Origin of the sequence: Lentzea sp. NPDC059081 (genome assembly GCF_042738015.1) — a bacterium.
Taxonomy (GTDB): domain Bacteria; phylum Actinomycetota; class Actinomycetes; order Mycobacteriales; family Pseudonocardiaceae; genus Lentzea.
In genome coordinates, this window is the sequence record NZ_JBHYGW010000038.1 from 17,944 (window position 1) to 31,104 (window position 13,161).

General features: G+C 69.8%; 11 protein-coding genes. 8 read left to right on the top strand and 3 right to left on the bottom strand.

The window, feature by feature from the left end; all coding sequences use genetic code 11:
* Window positions 1–4: 4 nt before the first annotated feature.
* The 4 genes from ACFWV3_RS41475 to ACFWV3_RS41490 all read left to right on the top strand — a co-directional run bounded on the left by ACFWV3_RS41475 (window position 5) and on the right by ACFWV3_RS41490 (window position 4,166).
* Entirely contained in the window at window positions 5–1,123 is a 1,119-nt protein-coding gene (locus ACFWV3_RS41475) for a Glu/Leu/Phe/Val dehydrogenase (protein ID WP_382419443.1), read from the top strand.
* 148 nt (window positions 1,124–1,271) lie between these two features.
* Entirely contained in the window at window positions 1,272–2,357 is a 1,086-nt protein-coding gene (locus ACFWV3_RS41480) for a CaiB/BaiF CoA transferase family protein (protein ID WP_382419444.1), read from the top strand.
* Window position 2,358: 1 nt separating this feature from the next.
* Complete coding sequence (locus ACFWV3_RS41485; RefSeq protein ID WP_382419445.1) at window positions 2,359–3,519, top strand: acyl-CoA dehydrogenase family protein; 1,161 nt, start codon at window positions 2,359–2,361, stop codon at window positions 3,517–3,519.
* A gap of 26 nt (window positions 3,520–3,545) precedes the next feature.
* Window positions 3,546–4,166 carry a TetR/AcrR family transcriptional regulator gene (locus ACFWV3_RS41490; protein ID WP_382419446.1) on the top strand — a complete coding sequence of 207 codons (621 nt, stop codon included), beginning with the start codon at window positions 3,546–3,548 and terminating at the stop codon, window positions 4,164–4,166.
* Here ACFWV3_RS41490 and ACFWV3_RS41495 read toward each other — a convergent pair.
* Window positions 4,163–4,858, bottom strand: coding sequence for a peptidylprolyl isomerase (locus tag ACFWV3_RS41495; protein WP_382419448.1), 696 nt, complete (start codon window positions 4,856–4,858; stop codon window positions 4,163–4,165). The genes ACFWV3_RS41490 and ACFWV3_RS41495 overlap by 4 nt on opposite strands.
* Before the next feature lie 147 nt (window positions 4,859–5,005).
* Between ACFWV3_RS41495 and ACFWV3_RS41500 the strand changes: the two genes are divergently transcribed.
* The 3 genes from ACFWV3_RS41500 (at window position 5,006) to ACFWV3_RS41510 (ending at window position 8,132) form a co-directional block, all read left to right on the top strand.
* A complete protein-coding gene (locus ACFWV3_RS41500) occupies window positions 5,006–5,197 on the top strand; it encodes an antitoxin (RefSeq protein ID WP_382419450.1) in 192 nt (63 codons plus the stop codon).
* Between the two features lie 165 nt (window positions 5,198–5,362).
* Complete coding sequence (locus ACFWV3_RS41505) at window positions 5,363–7,399, top strand: hypothetical protein (RefSeq protein WP_382419451.1); 2,037 nt, start codon at window positions 5,363–5,365, stop codon at window positions 7,397–7,399.
* Between the two features lie 52 nt (window positions 7,400–7,451).
* Entirely contained in the window at window positions 7,452–8,132 is a 681-nt protein-coding gene (locus ACFWV3_RS41510; RefSeq protein WP_382419452.1) for a hypothetical protein, read from the top strand.
* A 65-nt stretch (window positions 8,133–8,197) separates the two neighbouring features.
* Here ACFWV3_RS41510 and recQ read toward each other — a convergent pair whose 3' ends face one another.
* Both recQ and ACFWV3_RS41520 read right to left on the bottom strand, forming a co-directional pair.
* Complete coding sequence (recQ, locus tag ACFWV3_RS41515; RefSeq protein WP_382419453.1) at window positions 8,198–10,192, bottom strand: DNA helicase RecQ; 1,995 nt, start codon at window positions 10,190–10,192, stop codon at window positions 8,198–8,200.
* Window positions 10,193–10,231: 39 nt separating this feature from the next.
* Window positions 10,232–12,082 carry a Xaa-Pro dipeptidyl-peptidase gene (locus ACFWV3_RS41520; RefSeq protein ID WP_382419454.1) on the bottom strand — a complete coding sequence of 617 codons (1,851 nt, stop codon included), beginning with the start codon at window positions 12,080–12,082 and terminating at the stop codon, window positions 10,232–10,234.
* Between the two features lie 100 nt (window positions 12,083–12,182).
* Between ACFWV3_RS41520 and ACFWV3_RS41525 the strand changes: the two genes are divergently transcribed.
* Window positions 12,183–13,121, top strand: a complete 939-nt coding sequence (locus tag ACFWV3_RS41525) for a maleylacetate reductase (protein ID WP_382419456.1) — start codon at window positions 12,183–12,185, stop codon at window positions 13,119–13,121.
* Window positions 13,122–13,161: the final 40 nt, after the last annotated feature.

The following is a 13,161-nucleotide window of genomic DNA, read 5'->3' on the forward strand; positions in this document are numbered from 1 at the left end:
AGTGATGGACGTTCTTCAGCTCATGGACGAGTGGGGCCCGGAGAAGGTCGTCTGCGTGTCCGACCGGCGCACGGGCATGAAAGGCGTGCTCGTCATCGACAACACGGCGCGCGGCATGGGCAAGGGCGGCACGCGGATGAGCCCGCACGTGACGGTCGCCGAGATAGCCCGCCTCGCGCGCGTGATGACGTGGAAGTGGGCGGGGGTCGACCTGTTCTTCGGCGGCGCCAAGGCGGGCATCGTGTTCGATCCTGCCTCTCCCGACAAGGAGTCCGCGCTGCGGGCGTTCGCGCGCAAGCTGTCCAACGAGGTGCCGCGCGAGTACGTGCTGGGCCTCGACATGGGCCTCACCGAACGGGACGCCGCGATCGTCCAGGACGAACTGTCGGACCGCGGCGCCATGATGGGCGCACCGGCTCAACTCGGCGGTCTCCCGTACGACGAGCTGGGCGTCACCGGGTTCGGCGTGGCCGAGGTGGCGGACGAGCTGGTGGAGCTGCGCGGAAAACGCGTCGCCGTCCAGGGTTTCGGCGCGGTCGGTGCCGCGGCGGCGAAGCGGTTCGCCGAGCTCGGCGCCGTGGTCGTCGCGGTCTCTTCGGTGCACGGGGCGTTGGTGGACTCCGACGGCCTCGACGTCGCACGGCTGCTGGCGCTGCGAGGCCGGTTCGGTGACCTCGCGGTGAAGGAGTACGGCGACGTCCGCGAGCTCGGGGCCGAGCTCCGGACCCCGTGCGACGTGCTGGTGCCGGCGGCGCTGCAGGACGTGATCGACGCGGATCTCGCGGGCGAGCTCGCGACCACGCTGGTGGTCGAGGGCGCCAACCTCCCGACTTCCGTTGCGGCGCAGGAGGTTCTCGCCAGACGCGGGATCACCGTGGTGCCGGACTTCATCGCGAACGCCGGCGGCGTGATCGCGGCGGCGTTCGGGATGGACGCGCGGTACTCGGCGTTCCCGGTGAACCCCGCGACGGTGCTCGACGCCGTGTCCACCAAGCTGAGGGCGAACGCGGCACACGTCGTCGCCGAGGCGAGAACCCGTGGCACGACGACACATGTGGCCGCGCGCGAGCTGGCACAGGAACGCGTGCTGGCCGCGATGAAGCTGCGGGGCCGGGTCGCGTGAGCCCTCGAGCCGCGCTGCCGACGGCAGTGACAGGAACAACGACGAGACTCGCCGAAGTGGAGAACCGTGACGCCACAACACCCGTGACAACCGTTCGGCAGAACCGAGAACGCGTGCCCGCGCCGACGACGCCGTGGAGGCGACCCGCATGAGCTCACTCGAAGGCGTGGTGATCGCGGACTTCGGCCGCGTGCTGGCGGCGCCGTACGCCACGATGGTGCTGGGAGACCTCGGCGCCGAGGTCGTCAAGGTCGAGCAGCCCGGCAGGGGCGACGAGACCCGCACGTGGGGACCGCCGCACTACGAGGACGAGGCGACGTACTTCCTGTCGGTGAACAGGAACAAGACGTCCGTGCAGATCGACCTGTCGACCGAGGCGGGCCGGGAGCAGGCGCGCGAGCTCATCGCGCGGGCGGACGTCGTGGTCGAGAACTTCAAGCCCGGCACCATGAAGAAGTTCGGGCTGGACTACGAGTCGCTGGGGCGTGACGACCTCGTCTACTGCTCGATCTCGGGCTTCGGGTCCGGCAAGGGCGCGGACCTGCCCGGCTACGACCTGGTCGTGCAGGCCGTGGGCGGGTTGATGAGCGTGACCGGGCCCGGTCCGTACGAGCCGGTGAAGACCGGGGTGGCGCTGGTGGACGTCCTCACCGGGTTGCACGCGTGCGTCGGCATCCTGGCCGCGTTGCGGCACCGGGAGGCGACCGGGCTGGGGCAGCTGGTCGAGCTGGACCTGCTGACGGTGCTGCTGTCCAGCATGGTGAACCAGAGCGCGGGCTTCACGCTCGCGGGAGCGGTGCCGAAACCGATGGGCAACCGGCATCCGTCGATCGCGCCGTATGAGGTGTTCCCGACGGCCGACCAGCCGATCGTGCTCGCCGTGGGCAACGACCGGCAGTTCCGGCGGCTGTGCTCGGTGCTGGACGTGCCGGAGGCGGCCACGGACCCGCGGTTCGTCACGAACCCCGACCGGGTCGAGCACGTCGACGAGCTGTTCGAGATCCTCTCGGCCCGGCTGCGGGAGCGGCCGGCGCGGCACTGGTTCGAGACCCTGACACCGCTCGGCGTGCCGTGCGGTCCGGTGAACGACGTCGCGCACGCGTTCGCGCTGGCCGAGTCGCTGGACCTCGGCCCGACCGCGACGATCGGCGACATGACGCTCGTCGCGAACCCCATCCGCCTGTCGCGCACGCCGGTCACCTACCGGCTGCGCCCGCCGAAGCTGGAGCAGTGACGTGCAGGACCCGTTGCAGTTGCTGGACATCCCGTCGTTGCTCGGCGAGGAGGAGCGCGACATCCAGGCCACGGTCGCGGCGTTCCTGACCGACCACGTCCGGCCGCACATCGCGTCCTGGTTCGAGGAGGGCGTGCTGCCGCGGGAGCTCGCCCGGGAGCTCGGCAAGCTCGGGGTGCTGGGCATGCACCTCGAGGGGTACGGCTGCGCGGGCACGTCGGCACTGGCCTACGGCCTCGCCTGCCTGGAGCTGGAGGCCGTGGACAGCGGCATCCGCAGCTTCGTGTCGGTGCAGGGGTCGCTGTCGATGTACTCGATCTGGAAGTACGGGTCGGAGGAGCAGAAGCAGGAGTGGCTGCCGCGCCTGGCCGCGGGTGAGGCGATCGGGTGCTTCGGGCTGACCGAACCGGACTTCGGCTCCAACCCGTCGGGCATGCGCACGCGTGCCGTGCGCGACGGCGCGGACTGGGTGCTCGACGGGTCGAAGATGTGGATCACCAACGGTGGTCTGGCGGACGTGGCGACCGTGTGGGCCCGAACCGAGGAGGGAATTCGGGGATTCCTCGTTCCCCGCGGCACGCCGGGATTTTCGACGCGGGACATCAAGAACAAGCTGTCAATGCGAGCATCCGTCACATCCGAGTTGATCCTGGAGGGTGTTCGGGTGCCGGAAAGCGCGCGGCTGCCGCTCGCGACTTCGTTGCGCGCTCCCCTTTCCTGCCTCAACGAGGCGCGGTTCGGGATCGTCTTCGGTGCGGTCGGCGCGGCACGGGATTCGCTGCGGGCCGCACTCGACTACGCGGGCACGCGCGTCCAGTTCGACAAGCCGATCGCCGCCTTCCAGCTGACGCAGCGCAAGCTCGCGAGCATGTCGGTGCAGGTGAACACCGCCATGCTGCTGGCGTTGCACCTCGCGAGACTCAAGGAGGCCGGCACGGTGACGCCGGAGCAGATCAGCGTCGGCAAGTACAACAACGTCGAAGCGGCCATCGCGATCGCACGGGAAAGCCGCACGATCCTCGGTGCGAACGGCATCTCTTCGGAGTACTCACCGCTGCGTCACGCGAACAACCTGGAATCCGTGCTGACGTACGAGGGTACTTCCGACATCCATTTGCTATCCATCGGCCACGCGTTGACCGGAATCGCCGCGTTTCGCTGAACTTTCGTCTTATCCTGCACCTCACAATGGGGGTTCGCGGGTGGGAGGACGTTCTGCCGGAGGAGACAAGCAGCCGCAGTGACGCGCGCCGCAACCGCAAGCGATTGCTGGATGCCGCGACGCACGTCCTGCGGGCTGAACCAGCAACGGCGACGATGCAGTCCATCGCGCGCAAGGCGGCGCTTTCGCAGGCGACGGCGTATCGGCACTTCCCGTCCGTGGAAGCGCTTGTGACGGCTTACCACGAGGACGTCATCGCGTCGTTGGTCGAGCACGGTGAACGATCCCGCAAGGGCGGCAAGGAACTGTTCGAGCACCAGGCCCTGCGCTGGGTGAAACTGCAGAACGTCCACGGCCCGGTGATAGTGCGGTTCTGGTCGCAGCGCGGGTTCCTGGAGCGCCTGCAGGCCGCCGACCCCATGACCGCCCTGTCGTGCGACGCGTGGGACCGCGCCCTGATCGGGGTGCTGACCGACCTGGCGCTGCCGGACACCCTGCTGAACGTGGCCCGGTTCCTGCACAGCTCGCTGTTCGACCCGCGCGAGATCATGGACCTGACGAAGACCGCCGGACTCCCCGACGAGCAGGTGGTCCGGCGGCTCTCCGACGCGTTCTACGGTGCGCTGGCGGGCTGGGCCGCGCACTAGATCCCGAGCGGGAGCACCCACTTCAGCTCGGAGGTGATGTTCGGGCGGCCGTCCTGCGGGTCCTCCCCCGCGATGCCGCCGGCCGCGATCTTGTCCAGGGTCCTCAGGCCCTCGGGCAGGATCTGGCCGAACACCGTGTAGTTCGGGCGCAGGGTCGAGTCCGACTGCACGAGGAAGAACTGCGAGCCGTTCGTGTCCGGTCCGGCGTTGGCCATCGCGAGGGTGCCGCGCGGGTAGATGCGGCGCTGGCCGGTCGGGTCGTTCGGGGCGGGCTGCAGGTCGGTGGGCAGTTCATCCTTGTACCTGTAGCCGGGGCCGCCCTCACCGGTGCTGGACGGGTCGCCGCACTGCAGGACCTTCAGCGTCGGGTAGGCGGTGAGGCGGTGGCAGTCGGTCTGGTTGTAGAAGCCGCGGTGCGCCAGGTGGATGAAGCTGTGAGCGGTGCACGGCGCCTTGGTGCGGTCGAGCACCAGTGGCAGGTCGCCCTGGTTGGTCTTCACCTTCACCAGGACCTTGCCCTTGGTGAACCACGGGTCGTGCGGGATGGACACGGGCCGGGCGGCGGGCTCCTCGGGCGTCGCCGTGAACCCGCAGTCGGGACGGGCCGACTGCTCCTCAGCGGACGCGGTGCCCGTGGTGATGAACCCAACGGCCAGTGCCGCCACTGCCAGACCAGCTGCGATTCGCCTCATGCGCGCTTCCTAGCCGAGGCCGCGGTGACCCGGCAAGCCTTAACGGATCACTCAGCCGCGGTTGCCACAGCGGCACTTCACTCGATCCAGCGACGTGTACCGGATCCAAGACGGGGTATCCGAACTGCATAGGGAGGTAATGCAGTCATGGGATTCGACGAGTTGAAGAACAAGGCCAAGGACCTGATCGGCGAGCACGGCGACCAGGTCGACCAGGGTGTCGAGCGCGCGGGCCAGTTCGCCGACGAGAAGACCGGCGGCAAGCACACCGAGCACATCGACCAGGGCGAGGACAAGCTCAAGGAAGGCCTCCGCAACTTCGGCGGCCAGCAGCAGTGATCGCCTGACGCACACCCAGCGTGGGTCCGTGATGGTGTGCAGGCGGGTGGTTCGCCTGTGAGTTACGCCTGATCGGACTATCCGCACCGGCAGGTGCACGCACGTTCGTGATTCGCTTCCGCGATCCCGGCGACACGGTTACCGTCGTTCGCCGGGATCGCGGAGGTGAAGGTGGATCCGAGCGGGGTGACGAGAGCGGCACGGCTGACCGCACTGGCGGCGTTGTGCCTGGTCATCGTCGTTCTGCTGCTTCCGGCGGCGATCAGCGTCAGCACCGGCGGGACCGTGCCCGAGTTCTTCGGCGAGTTCGGCCAGTGGCTGTGGCCCGCGGTCGGCGTGCTGGTGCTCGTCGCGGTGGGTCTCGCGTTCTGGGAGCGGGTCCGCGGCCACGAGACCAGCAACCGCGCCGCCGCGCTCGACCGGGTCGAGACGCGCGTGAAGGCGTTGCTCGCCTCCTCACTGGCCGCGCAGACCCAGATCAAGCTCGGCGTGCTGCGGCAGCCGAAGCTCGCCGTCCGCGTCGACGGCGAGACGTTCTCCTACTCGAACGTGGAAGCCATCTACGACCGGCTCGGCCACACCATGGTCCTGGCGGGCCCGGTCGGCAGCGGCCGGTCGACGTTGCTGCGCGAACTGTGCCTGGTGCTGGTCGAACGGGCGCGCAACGACCCGGAAGCACCGATCCCCGTCATCGTGGACTTGGCGACGTGGCGCGCCTACGGCACCCGGAAGCCCACCGAGTTCACCGCGTGGCTGCTGCGCGAGATGAACCGCCGCTATGGCATCAGCCGGTCGGCCGGCACGATCTGGCTGCGCCGCGAACGTGTTGCCGTGCTCATCGACGGCCTCGACGAGGTGCCGCGGGTCGACCGCGCGCTCTGCGAGTCCGAGCTCGCGCCGTTCGCGTCGGTCGTGTGCTCGACAGGTCCCATCGAGAACCTGCCGACGGTGCACGTCGAGCCGCTGTCGCGCGGTCAGGTGCTCGAGTACATCGCCTCGGTCAGTCCTCGCCTCGACAGCCTGGAATCGGCGCTGACGCCGGAGATCTGGGACCGGCTGGACTCCCCGCTGGCGTTGAACCTGCTGGCGCTGACGCACCTCGACAAGCAGGTCGACACCATCGGCACCGACTTCGTGGGCTCCTTCGTCGTGGAACGGCTTTCCGGCCAACGGGGTGCGGGCCCCACGATCCGGGCGTTGAAGTTCCTCGCCCGGTTGGACAGACCCGACCTCGGCGCGCCGGTGCACATGCCGCACCGCCGGGAGTGGCTGCCGTTGCTGCCGACGAGACCGCTGTGGTTGCTGTTCGTCCGTGCGGTGCCTGCCGCCTACGCCGGTGGTGTGTGCGCGGTTTCGTTCCTGACCGGGGTCCGCCTCGGCCTGTGGGCCGCGCTGGTGTTCGTGGTCGCCGCCTCGGCGCTGCTGGTGTTGGTGAACAAGCTGCCGAACGTCTTCCACCCGCCCGGTCGCGCGCACGGGATCATCACCGCCGCGATGGCGTTCATCGCCGGCGTGGTCGCCGGGTTCGCGATCGGGCTGGCCGGTCTGTGGCTCGGCGACATCGGGACACCGTGGCCGTACTCCGTGGCGTACGTGTTCGTGGTGGTGGCGTCGTTCTTCTTGGCGTTGGGCTTCGTTCCGGGCGACGCACCGATTCCGTGGTCCGTGCTGATCGCGGCCGCGCCGGGTGTCTCCATGATCTGGACCGGTCCGTACGTCGTGCTGGCGGGGATGGGGATGGGGTTCTCCGCAGGCGTGGCGGGCGGCATCTTCGCCGCTGCCGTGGGACGTGTGTGGCGCACGGTGCGTCCGGCGCAACAGAAGCGCATGAGGCTCGGCCGGCCGTGGTGGGTGCAGCCCGCTGTCCCGGTTCTCGGCTTGGCCGGGCTGGTGGGCGGGCTCGGCACGATGGGCTCGTGGGGCACCGCGCTGGGGGTGGCGCTGGGGTTGCTGGTGACGCCGACGGCCTCCCGCGACTACGTCTGGCCGTTCGACGCGCTCGCCGAAGTCGCCGCCGAAGGCGTCACGCGTCCCCTGTCGCTGGGCGAGTTGTCGTTCCGCCGCAAGGCTTTGCTGCACCTCGCCCAGGACCGCCTGCTGCTCACCCGCGTCGACGGCGACTACCGCTTCGCCCACGTGGCGCTGCGCGACCACCTCGCGGCTTGCGACCCGACGGCGCTGGTCCGGGCCACGCGCCGGTGAACCTTCCCGACCCGCGGGCCGTACGGCCTGGCAGAGAGGTCGGGTGGAGCACATGCGCTGGTCGAAGGGCTGGCTCGCGAGCGCCGGGGTGTTCTCGGTCGTCGTCGCCATCGGGGGTGCGGCCTTCGCCGTGGCGGGGGCGGACGCACCCGCGTCGCAGTCGGGCCCCGCGGGCAAGGAGGTCTGCGCGGGACGGCCGCTGAGCGCGGTCGCCTCGACCGGACCGGCCGGCGTGGCGTCGGACCAGTTCCCGGTCGGAACCTCCTTGCGCATCACGAACCTCGCGAACGGGCGCGCGATCACCGTTCCCGTCACCGGAACCGCCGCCGGGTGCGCCGTGCTGAACTCCGCGGCCTTCGACGCGCTCCGCTCGGCCGAACCGGACGCCGCCCTGCGCCGAGTCCGGGTGGAGATCGTCGGCAACGCACCGGCGCCCACGCCCGTCCGATCGGCCACTTCGCGCGTGCGGCCCTCGGGAGTCGTCGGCCAGGTCGTCTGCGACGGGGCGACGGTCGGACTGTCCGCGGTGGGCGGAGCGCCCGGCGCCTTCTCGTCGCAGCTGCCCGTCGGGACCTCGGTCCGGGTGACCAACCTCGACAACGGCCGCCAGACGACCGTGCGGATCGTCGGGGTCGGGCCGGCGTGCGTCGTGTTGAACAGCGCGGCGTTCGAGCTCGTCGGCGAGTCCGGGAAGAACGTGGTCAAGCGGGCGCAGATCGAGAAGGTGACCTGACGGCGTCCGCGAAGACAGCCGCCCCGGGCGGTCCCGCAGGCGGGACCGGCTGGATCAGGCGCCGGTCACCAGTCCATCGGCTCGTCGGGCTCCTCCGGTTCCGGCCACTCGTCCGCGTCGCCGCTCGACCCCCACGCCGCACCACCCGTGCTCGTGGTCTTCTGCTGCTGGGGTTTCGGCGCGGCAGCCGGTGCGGCTGACGGAGACGCGGCGGCCGGGGCCGGTCCGTCGGCCACCACCTCGAGGATCTGCTCGCCGTACTTCGTGAGCTTCGCCTGGCCCACGCCGCTCACCGCGCCCAGCGCCGACAGCGAGCCGGGGCGTGAGGCGGCGATGGACTTCAGCGTGGCGTCGTGGAAGATCACGTAGGCCGGGACGCCCTGTTCGCGTGCCTGCTGGGCGCGCCACTCGCGCAGCGACTCGAAGAGCGGGGTCGCTTCCGAGGGCAGGTCGACCTTCTGCTTGGCGGCGGCCGCCGTGGCCGTGCGGGTGCTCGAACGGACCGGGGCCGGGTCCTTGCGCATCTTCACCTCGCGCTTGCGGCCCAGCACCTCGGAGCTCGCCTCGGTGAGGACGAGCGTCGAGTACTCGCCCTCCACGGCCAGCAGGCCCTGGGCCAGCAGCTGGCGGACGACGCCCCGCCACTCGCCCTCGTTCAGGTCCTCGCCGAGGCCGAACGTGCTGAGCTGGTCGTGGTCGAACTGGATCACCTTGGCGGTCTTGCGGCCCAGCAGGATATCGATGGCCTGGCCCGCGCCGAACTTCTGGTTGCGCTCCTTGCGCAGGCGCCAGACCGTCGAGAGGAGCTTCTGGGCGGCGACCGTGCCGTCCCACGACTCGGGCGGCGTCAGGCACGTGTCGCAGTTGCCGCACGGGACACCGGTCTGGCCGAAGTAGTCGAGCAGCCTGGTGCGGCGGCACGTGATGGTCTCGCAGAGCGCCAGCATCGCGTCGAGGTGCATCTGCGAGCGGCGGCGGAAGGCCAGGTCGCCCTCCGACGACTCGATCATCTTGCGCTGCTGCACCACGTCGGACAGGCCGTACGCGAGCCAGGCGGTGGACGGCTGGCCGTCGCGGCCCGCGCGGCCCGTCTCCTGGTAGTAGCCCTCGACGGACTTCGGCAGGTCGAGGTGGGCCACGAAGCGGACGTCCGGCTTGTCGATGCCCATGCCGAACGCGATCGTGGCGACCATGACCAGGCCGTCCTCCCGCAGGAACCGGGCCTGGTTGCGCTGGCGGACCGACGCGTCCAGGCCCGCGTGGTACGGCAGCGCCGCGATGCCGTTGGCCACCAGGAACTCCGCGGTCTTCTCCACGGAGGCGCGGGACAGGCAGTAGACGATGCCCGCGTCGCCGCTGTGCTCGCCGCGCAGCAGGTCGAGGAGCTGCTTCTTGGGCTCCTTCTTGGGAACGATCCGGTACTGGATGTTCGGGCGGTCGAAGCTCGAGACGAACTGGCGGCCGTCGGACAGGTCGAGCCGCGTCAGGATCTCCTGGCGGGTCGCCTCCGTCGCGGTGGCCGTGAGCGCGATGCGCGGCACCTTCGGCCAGCGCTCGTGCAGCTGCGTCAGCGAGAGGTAGTCGGGCCGGAAGTCGTGGCCCCACTGGGAGACGCAGTGCGCCTCGTCGATCGCGAAGAGCGCGATCTCGCCCTGGTCCAGCAGCTTCAGCGTCGCCTCGGACGTGAGCCGCTCCGGCGCCAGGTAGAGCAGGTCGAGCTGGCCGTTGACGAACTCGGCCTCGACCATCCTCTTCTCGTCCCAGGACAGCGAGGAGTTCAGGAAGCCCGCGCGCACGCCGAGGGCGCGCAACGCGTCCACCTGGTCCTGCATCAGCGCGATGAGCGGCGAGACCACCACGCCCGTGCCGGGGCGCACCAGGGCGGGGACCTGGTAGCACAGGGACTTGCCGCCACCGGTCGGCATGAGCACGAGCGCGTCGCCGCCCGAGATCACGTGCTCGACGATGTCGGCCTGGTCGCCGCGGAACTCGGGGTAGCCGAAGACGCGCTGCAGGACCTGCAGCGCGTCCCCGAGGTCGACACCGTCCGTTGAACCCATGGCGCCGATGCTAGCGAGCAGCACCGACAGTCCGGGAAACTAGCCCAACTCGCCCTTCGTACCAGCGGAAACACTGGTGGCGACCAGCGGAGCGGACGACGCGGAGGGCACCGCGCCCTTCAGCGGGATCCGCACCGACGTGCTCGCCAGGTCGACGGTCAGCCTGGGCAGCTGGCTCGGCCGCACGATGACGCTCGAGTCGGTGCCACCGATCAGCAGACCCAGCCGGTGGCCCGCCGGGACCACGTGGTCCGTTGTGGACAGTCGGAACGTGAGGTTGTACTTGGTCCCCGGCGTGATCGTGCGCGTGACGGACCGTGACTCGTAGTTCGCGAGGTCCGCCCAGCCACGCGCGATGATCTGCGCGTCCACGCTGCCCGACGTTGCTTCCGTGTCGCGGTAGCAGGCGTCGTCGCCCGTGCGGTTCTCTCCCCAGCACGACTCCGTGGTCAGGGTTCGGATGCCCTCGCCCGTTCGCACCTGTGCCGGGCCGTAGTCGATGAGGTAGGCCGTCAGGTGTGCGGTGGACGTCGACGACGACACACCGACCGTGATAGACGAGGTGCCTGCGACGCGCAGGTCCGACGCGAGCGCTGCCGTCGAGTAGACCACCCGGCCGGTGTTGGAGCCGGACAGCCAGGAGGACGGCGTGGCACTGCCGTTGTCCGTGAACGCCGCCGTGCCCGTTCCGGTCGCCGTGCCGAGTCCCGAAGAAGAAGGGCGCAGCACGGTGCTCACGGTGCCGGCGGGCGGCCACGTCTGGTCGTCCTCCCACTGGTTCGGTGCGCGTTCCGCGGAGATCTGCGCCTCGTTCTCGATGCCGTTCTGCACGTTCAGCAGCCAGCGGTCGAACCACCGGTGCAGCGTGGAGACCCACTCACCGCGCCGGAAGTCGAACGGGTCGACGTGCGCGGTCTGCGAGAACCACAGCTTCTTCGGCACCGACGCCGGCAGCGCGTCCCAGAACTGGCCGTACTGCAGCGTCTTCACGTTGAGGTCGTTCTGCCCGTGGATGGCGAAGACCGACGCCTTCACGCGCGAGGCGTTGAGCACGAAGTCACGCGCCTGCCACATCGCCGTGTAGTCGCCGTTGGCCGGAGAGCCGTTCGTCATCTGCGTGCGCACGGCACCGCACCGTGAGCGTGCGTTGGAGTTCTCGAACTGCGTGCCCAGCCCGGTCGGTGAGCTGTAGCTGTTGTACGCGACGCCGTCCGAGCGGAACCAGTCGTACCAGGAGCTGATGCCCGCGATCGGCACGATCGTCTTCAGCCCGTCGATCCCGGTGGCCGCCACGCCGTTCGCGACCGAGCCGTCCCACGACTTGCCGATCATGCCGACGGCGCCGGTCGACCACGACGCCGACTTGGTCGCGGTGCCGGTCAGGGTCGTGTAGCCGGTGCGCCGGCCGTTGAGCCAGTCGATCACGGCGGTGCCGGACGCGATCTCGGACTGGCCGCCGACGTCCACGCAGCCGCGCGACCGGTTCGTGCCGAGGAAGTCGACCAGCACGACCGCGTAGCCGCGCGGCACGAAGTAGTTGTCGTAGAACAGCGGGAACTTCACCGGCACACCGGCGGAGTCGTAGGTCTTGACCTCGCTTTCGTTGCCGCGTCCCGTGCTCTGGTAGTAGGGGCTGGCCTCCATGATCACGGGCACGCGCCCGGTCGTGGACGGCCTGATGACGTCGGCGGCCACCCGGTCGCGGGTGCCGTCGCCGTCGAGGTCGAGCCCGGAGTCGACGTAGACGGTCTCGCGGACCGCGTCGGCCATCGAGTGGATGGGCGCGGACACGCCGCCGGAGAGGGTGAACGCCGGTGTCGCCGCTGTGGCAGGGAGTGGCGTCAGGGTCAGGGCCCCTGCCAACGCCACTACAACACGAACACGCTTCATGAGTTTTCACGCTAAGGAGTGACGAAGTCACCCGTCAGAGCCGAAAGGCTTGATCCTCCGCGGTTGCGCCGCTACGCCTCGTCGCGAATATTCGACCTTCGTGAGCTTCACCTTCGAACCCGGCCGCACCCGCGTCGTCTTCGGCCGCGGCACCTCCGGCACCGTGCGCGACGAGGCCGAGCGGCTCGGCGCCACGCGAGTCCTGCTGGTCGCCCGGCACGGCGGCGACAAGGTGGCCGCAGCGCTCGGCCCACTGCTCGCGGCCCGGTTCACCGGCGCGGCCATGCACACGCCTGTCGAGGTCACGGAGCGCGCGCTCGCGTCGTTGCGTGAACACGGCGCGAACTGCGTGGTCTCGGTTGGTGGCGGGTCGAGCACCGGGCTGTCCAAGGCGCTGGCGGTGCGCGCGGGCGTGCCGCAGATCATCATCCCGACCACCTACGCGGGTTCCGAGGTCACGCCCGTCCTCGGGGAGACGGCGTCGGGCCTCAAGAAGACGCGCCGAGACCCGGCGATCCAGCCGAACACGGTGATCTACGACGTGGACCTCACGCTGGACCTGCCGCTCGACGTCACGGTGACAAGCGCGTTCAACGCTCTCGCGCACGCCGTCGCGGCGAGGGGCAACGAGAACCCGTTGATCGACGCCATCGCGGCCAGGGCAATCGAGGGCGTTTTGCGCGCTTTGAGCGGAAATCCGTCCACTGTGGATGCCCGGACCGAGTTGCTGTCGTCGGCATGGCTCGCGGGAACGTGCCTCGCGTCCGTCTCAATGGGACTGCATCACAAACTCGCGCACGTTTTGGGCGGAACATTCGGGTTGCCGCACGCCGCCACACACACGGCGCTGCTCTCACACACAGCGCCGACGGACCTGACCAGGCGCATTCACGACACGGCCACACGTTTCGGCGTAGCGACCTCGTTGCGCGAACTCGGCATGGCGGAGTCCGATTTGTCCCGCGCCGCGGAGATCGCCGAGCACCCCGACGCGCTGCGGGTGCTCACCAACGCGTGGCGCGACGCATCACCCGAATGATGGGTTGTCATTCTTAAGGCTGATGTTCCGGCCGGTGAAC

Bases quoted from the DNA above. Each gene is read 5' to 3' on its own strand.
- ACFWV3_RS41475 (WP_382419443.1), top strand. From the start codon at position 5: ATGGACGTTCTTCAGCTCATGGACGAGTGGGGCCCGGAGAAGGTCGTC.
- ACFWV3_RS41480 (WP_382419444.1), top strand. From the start codon at position 1,272: ATGAGCTCACTCGAAGGCGTGGTGATCGCGGACTTCGGCCGCGTGCTG.
- ACFWV3_RS41490 (WP_382419446.1), top strand. From the start codon at position 3,546: ATGGGGGTTCGCGGGTGGGAGGACGTTCTGCCGGAGGAGACAAGCAGC.
- ACFWV3_RS41495 (WP_382419448.1), bottom strand. From the start codon at position 4,858: ATGAGGCGAATCGCAGCTGGTCTGGCAGTGGCGGCACTGGCCGTTGGG.
- ACFWV3_RS41500 (WP_382419450.1), top strand. From the start codon at position 5,006: ATGGGATTCGACGAGTTGAAGAACAAGGCCAAGGACCTGATCGGCGAG.
- ACFWV3_RS41510 (WP_382419452.1), top strand. From the start codon at position 7,452: ATGCGCTGGTCGAAGGGCTGGCTCGCGAGCGCCGGGGTGTTCTCGGTC.
- recQ (WP_382419453.1), bottom strand. From the start codon at position 10,192: ATGGGTTCAACGGACGGTGTCGACCTCGGGGACGCGCTGCAGGTCCTG.
- ACFWV3_RS41520 (WP_382419454.1), bottom strand. From the start codon at position 12,082: ATGAAGCGTGTTCGTGTTGTAGTGGCGTTGGCAGGGGCCCTGACCCTG.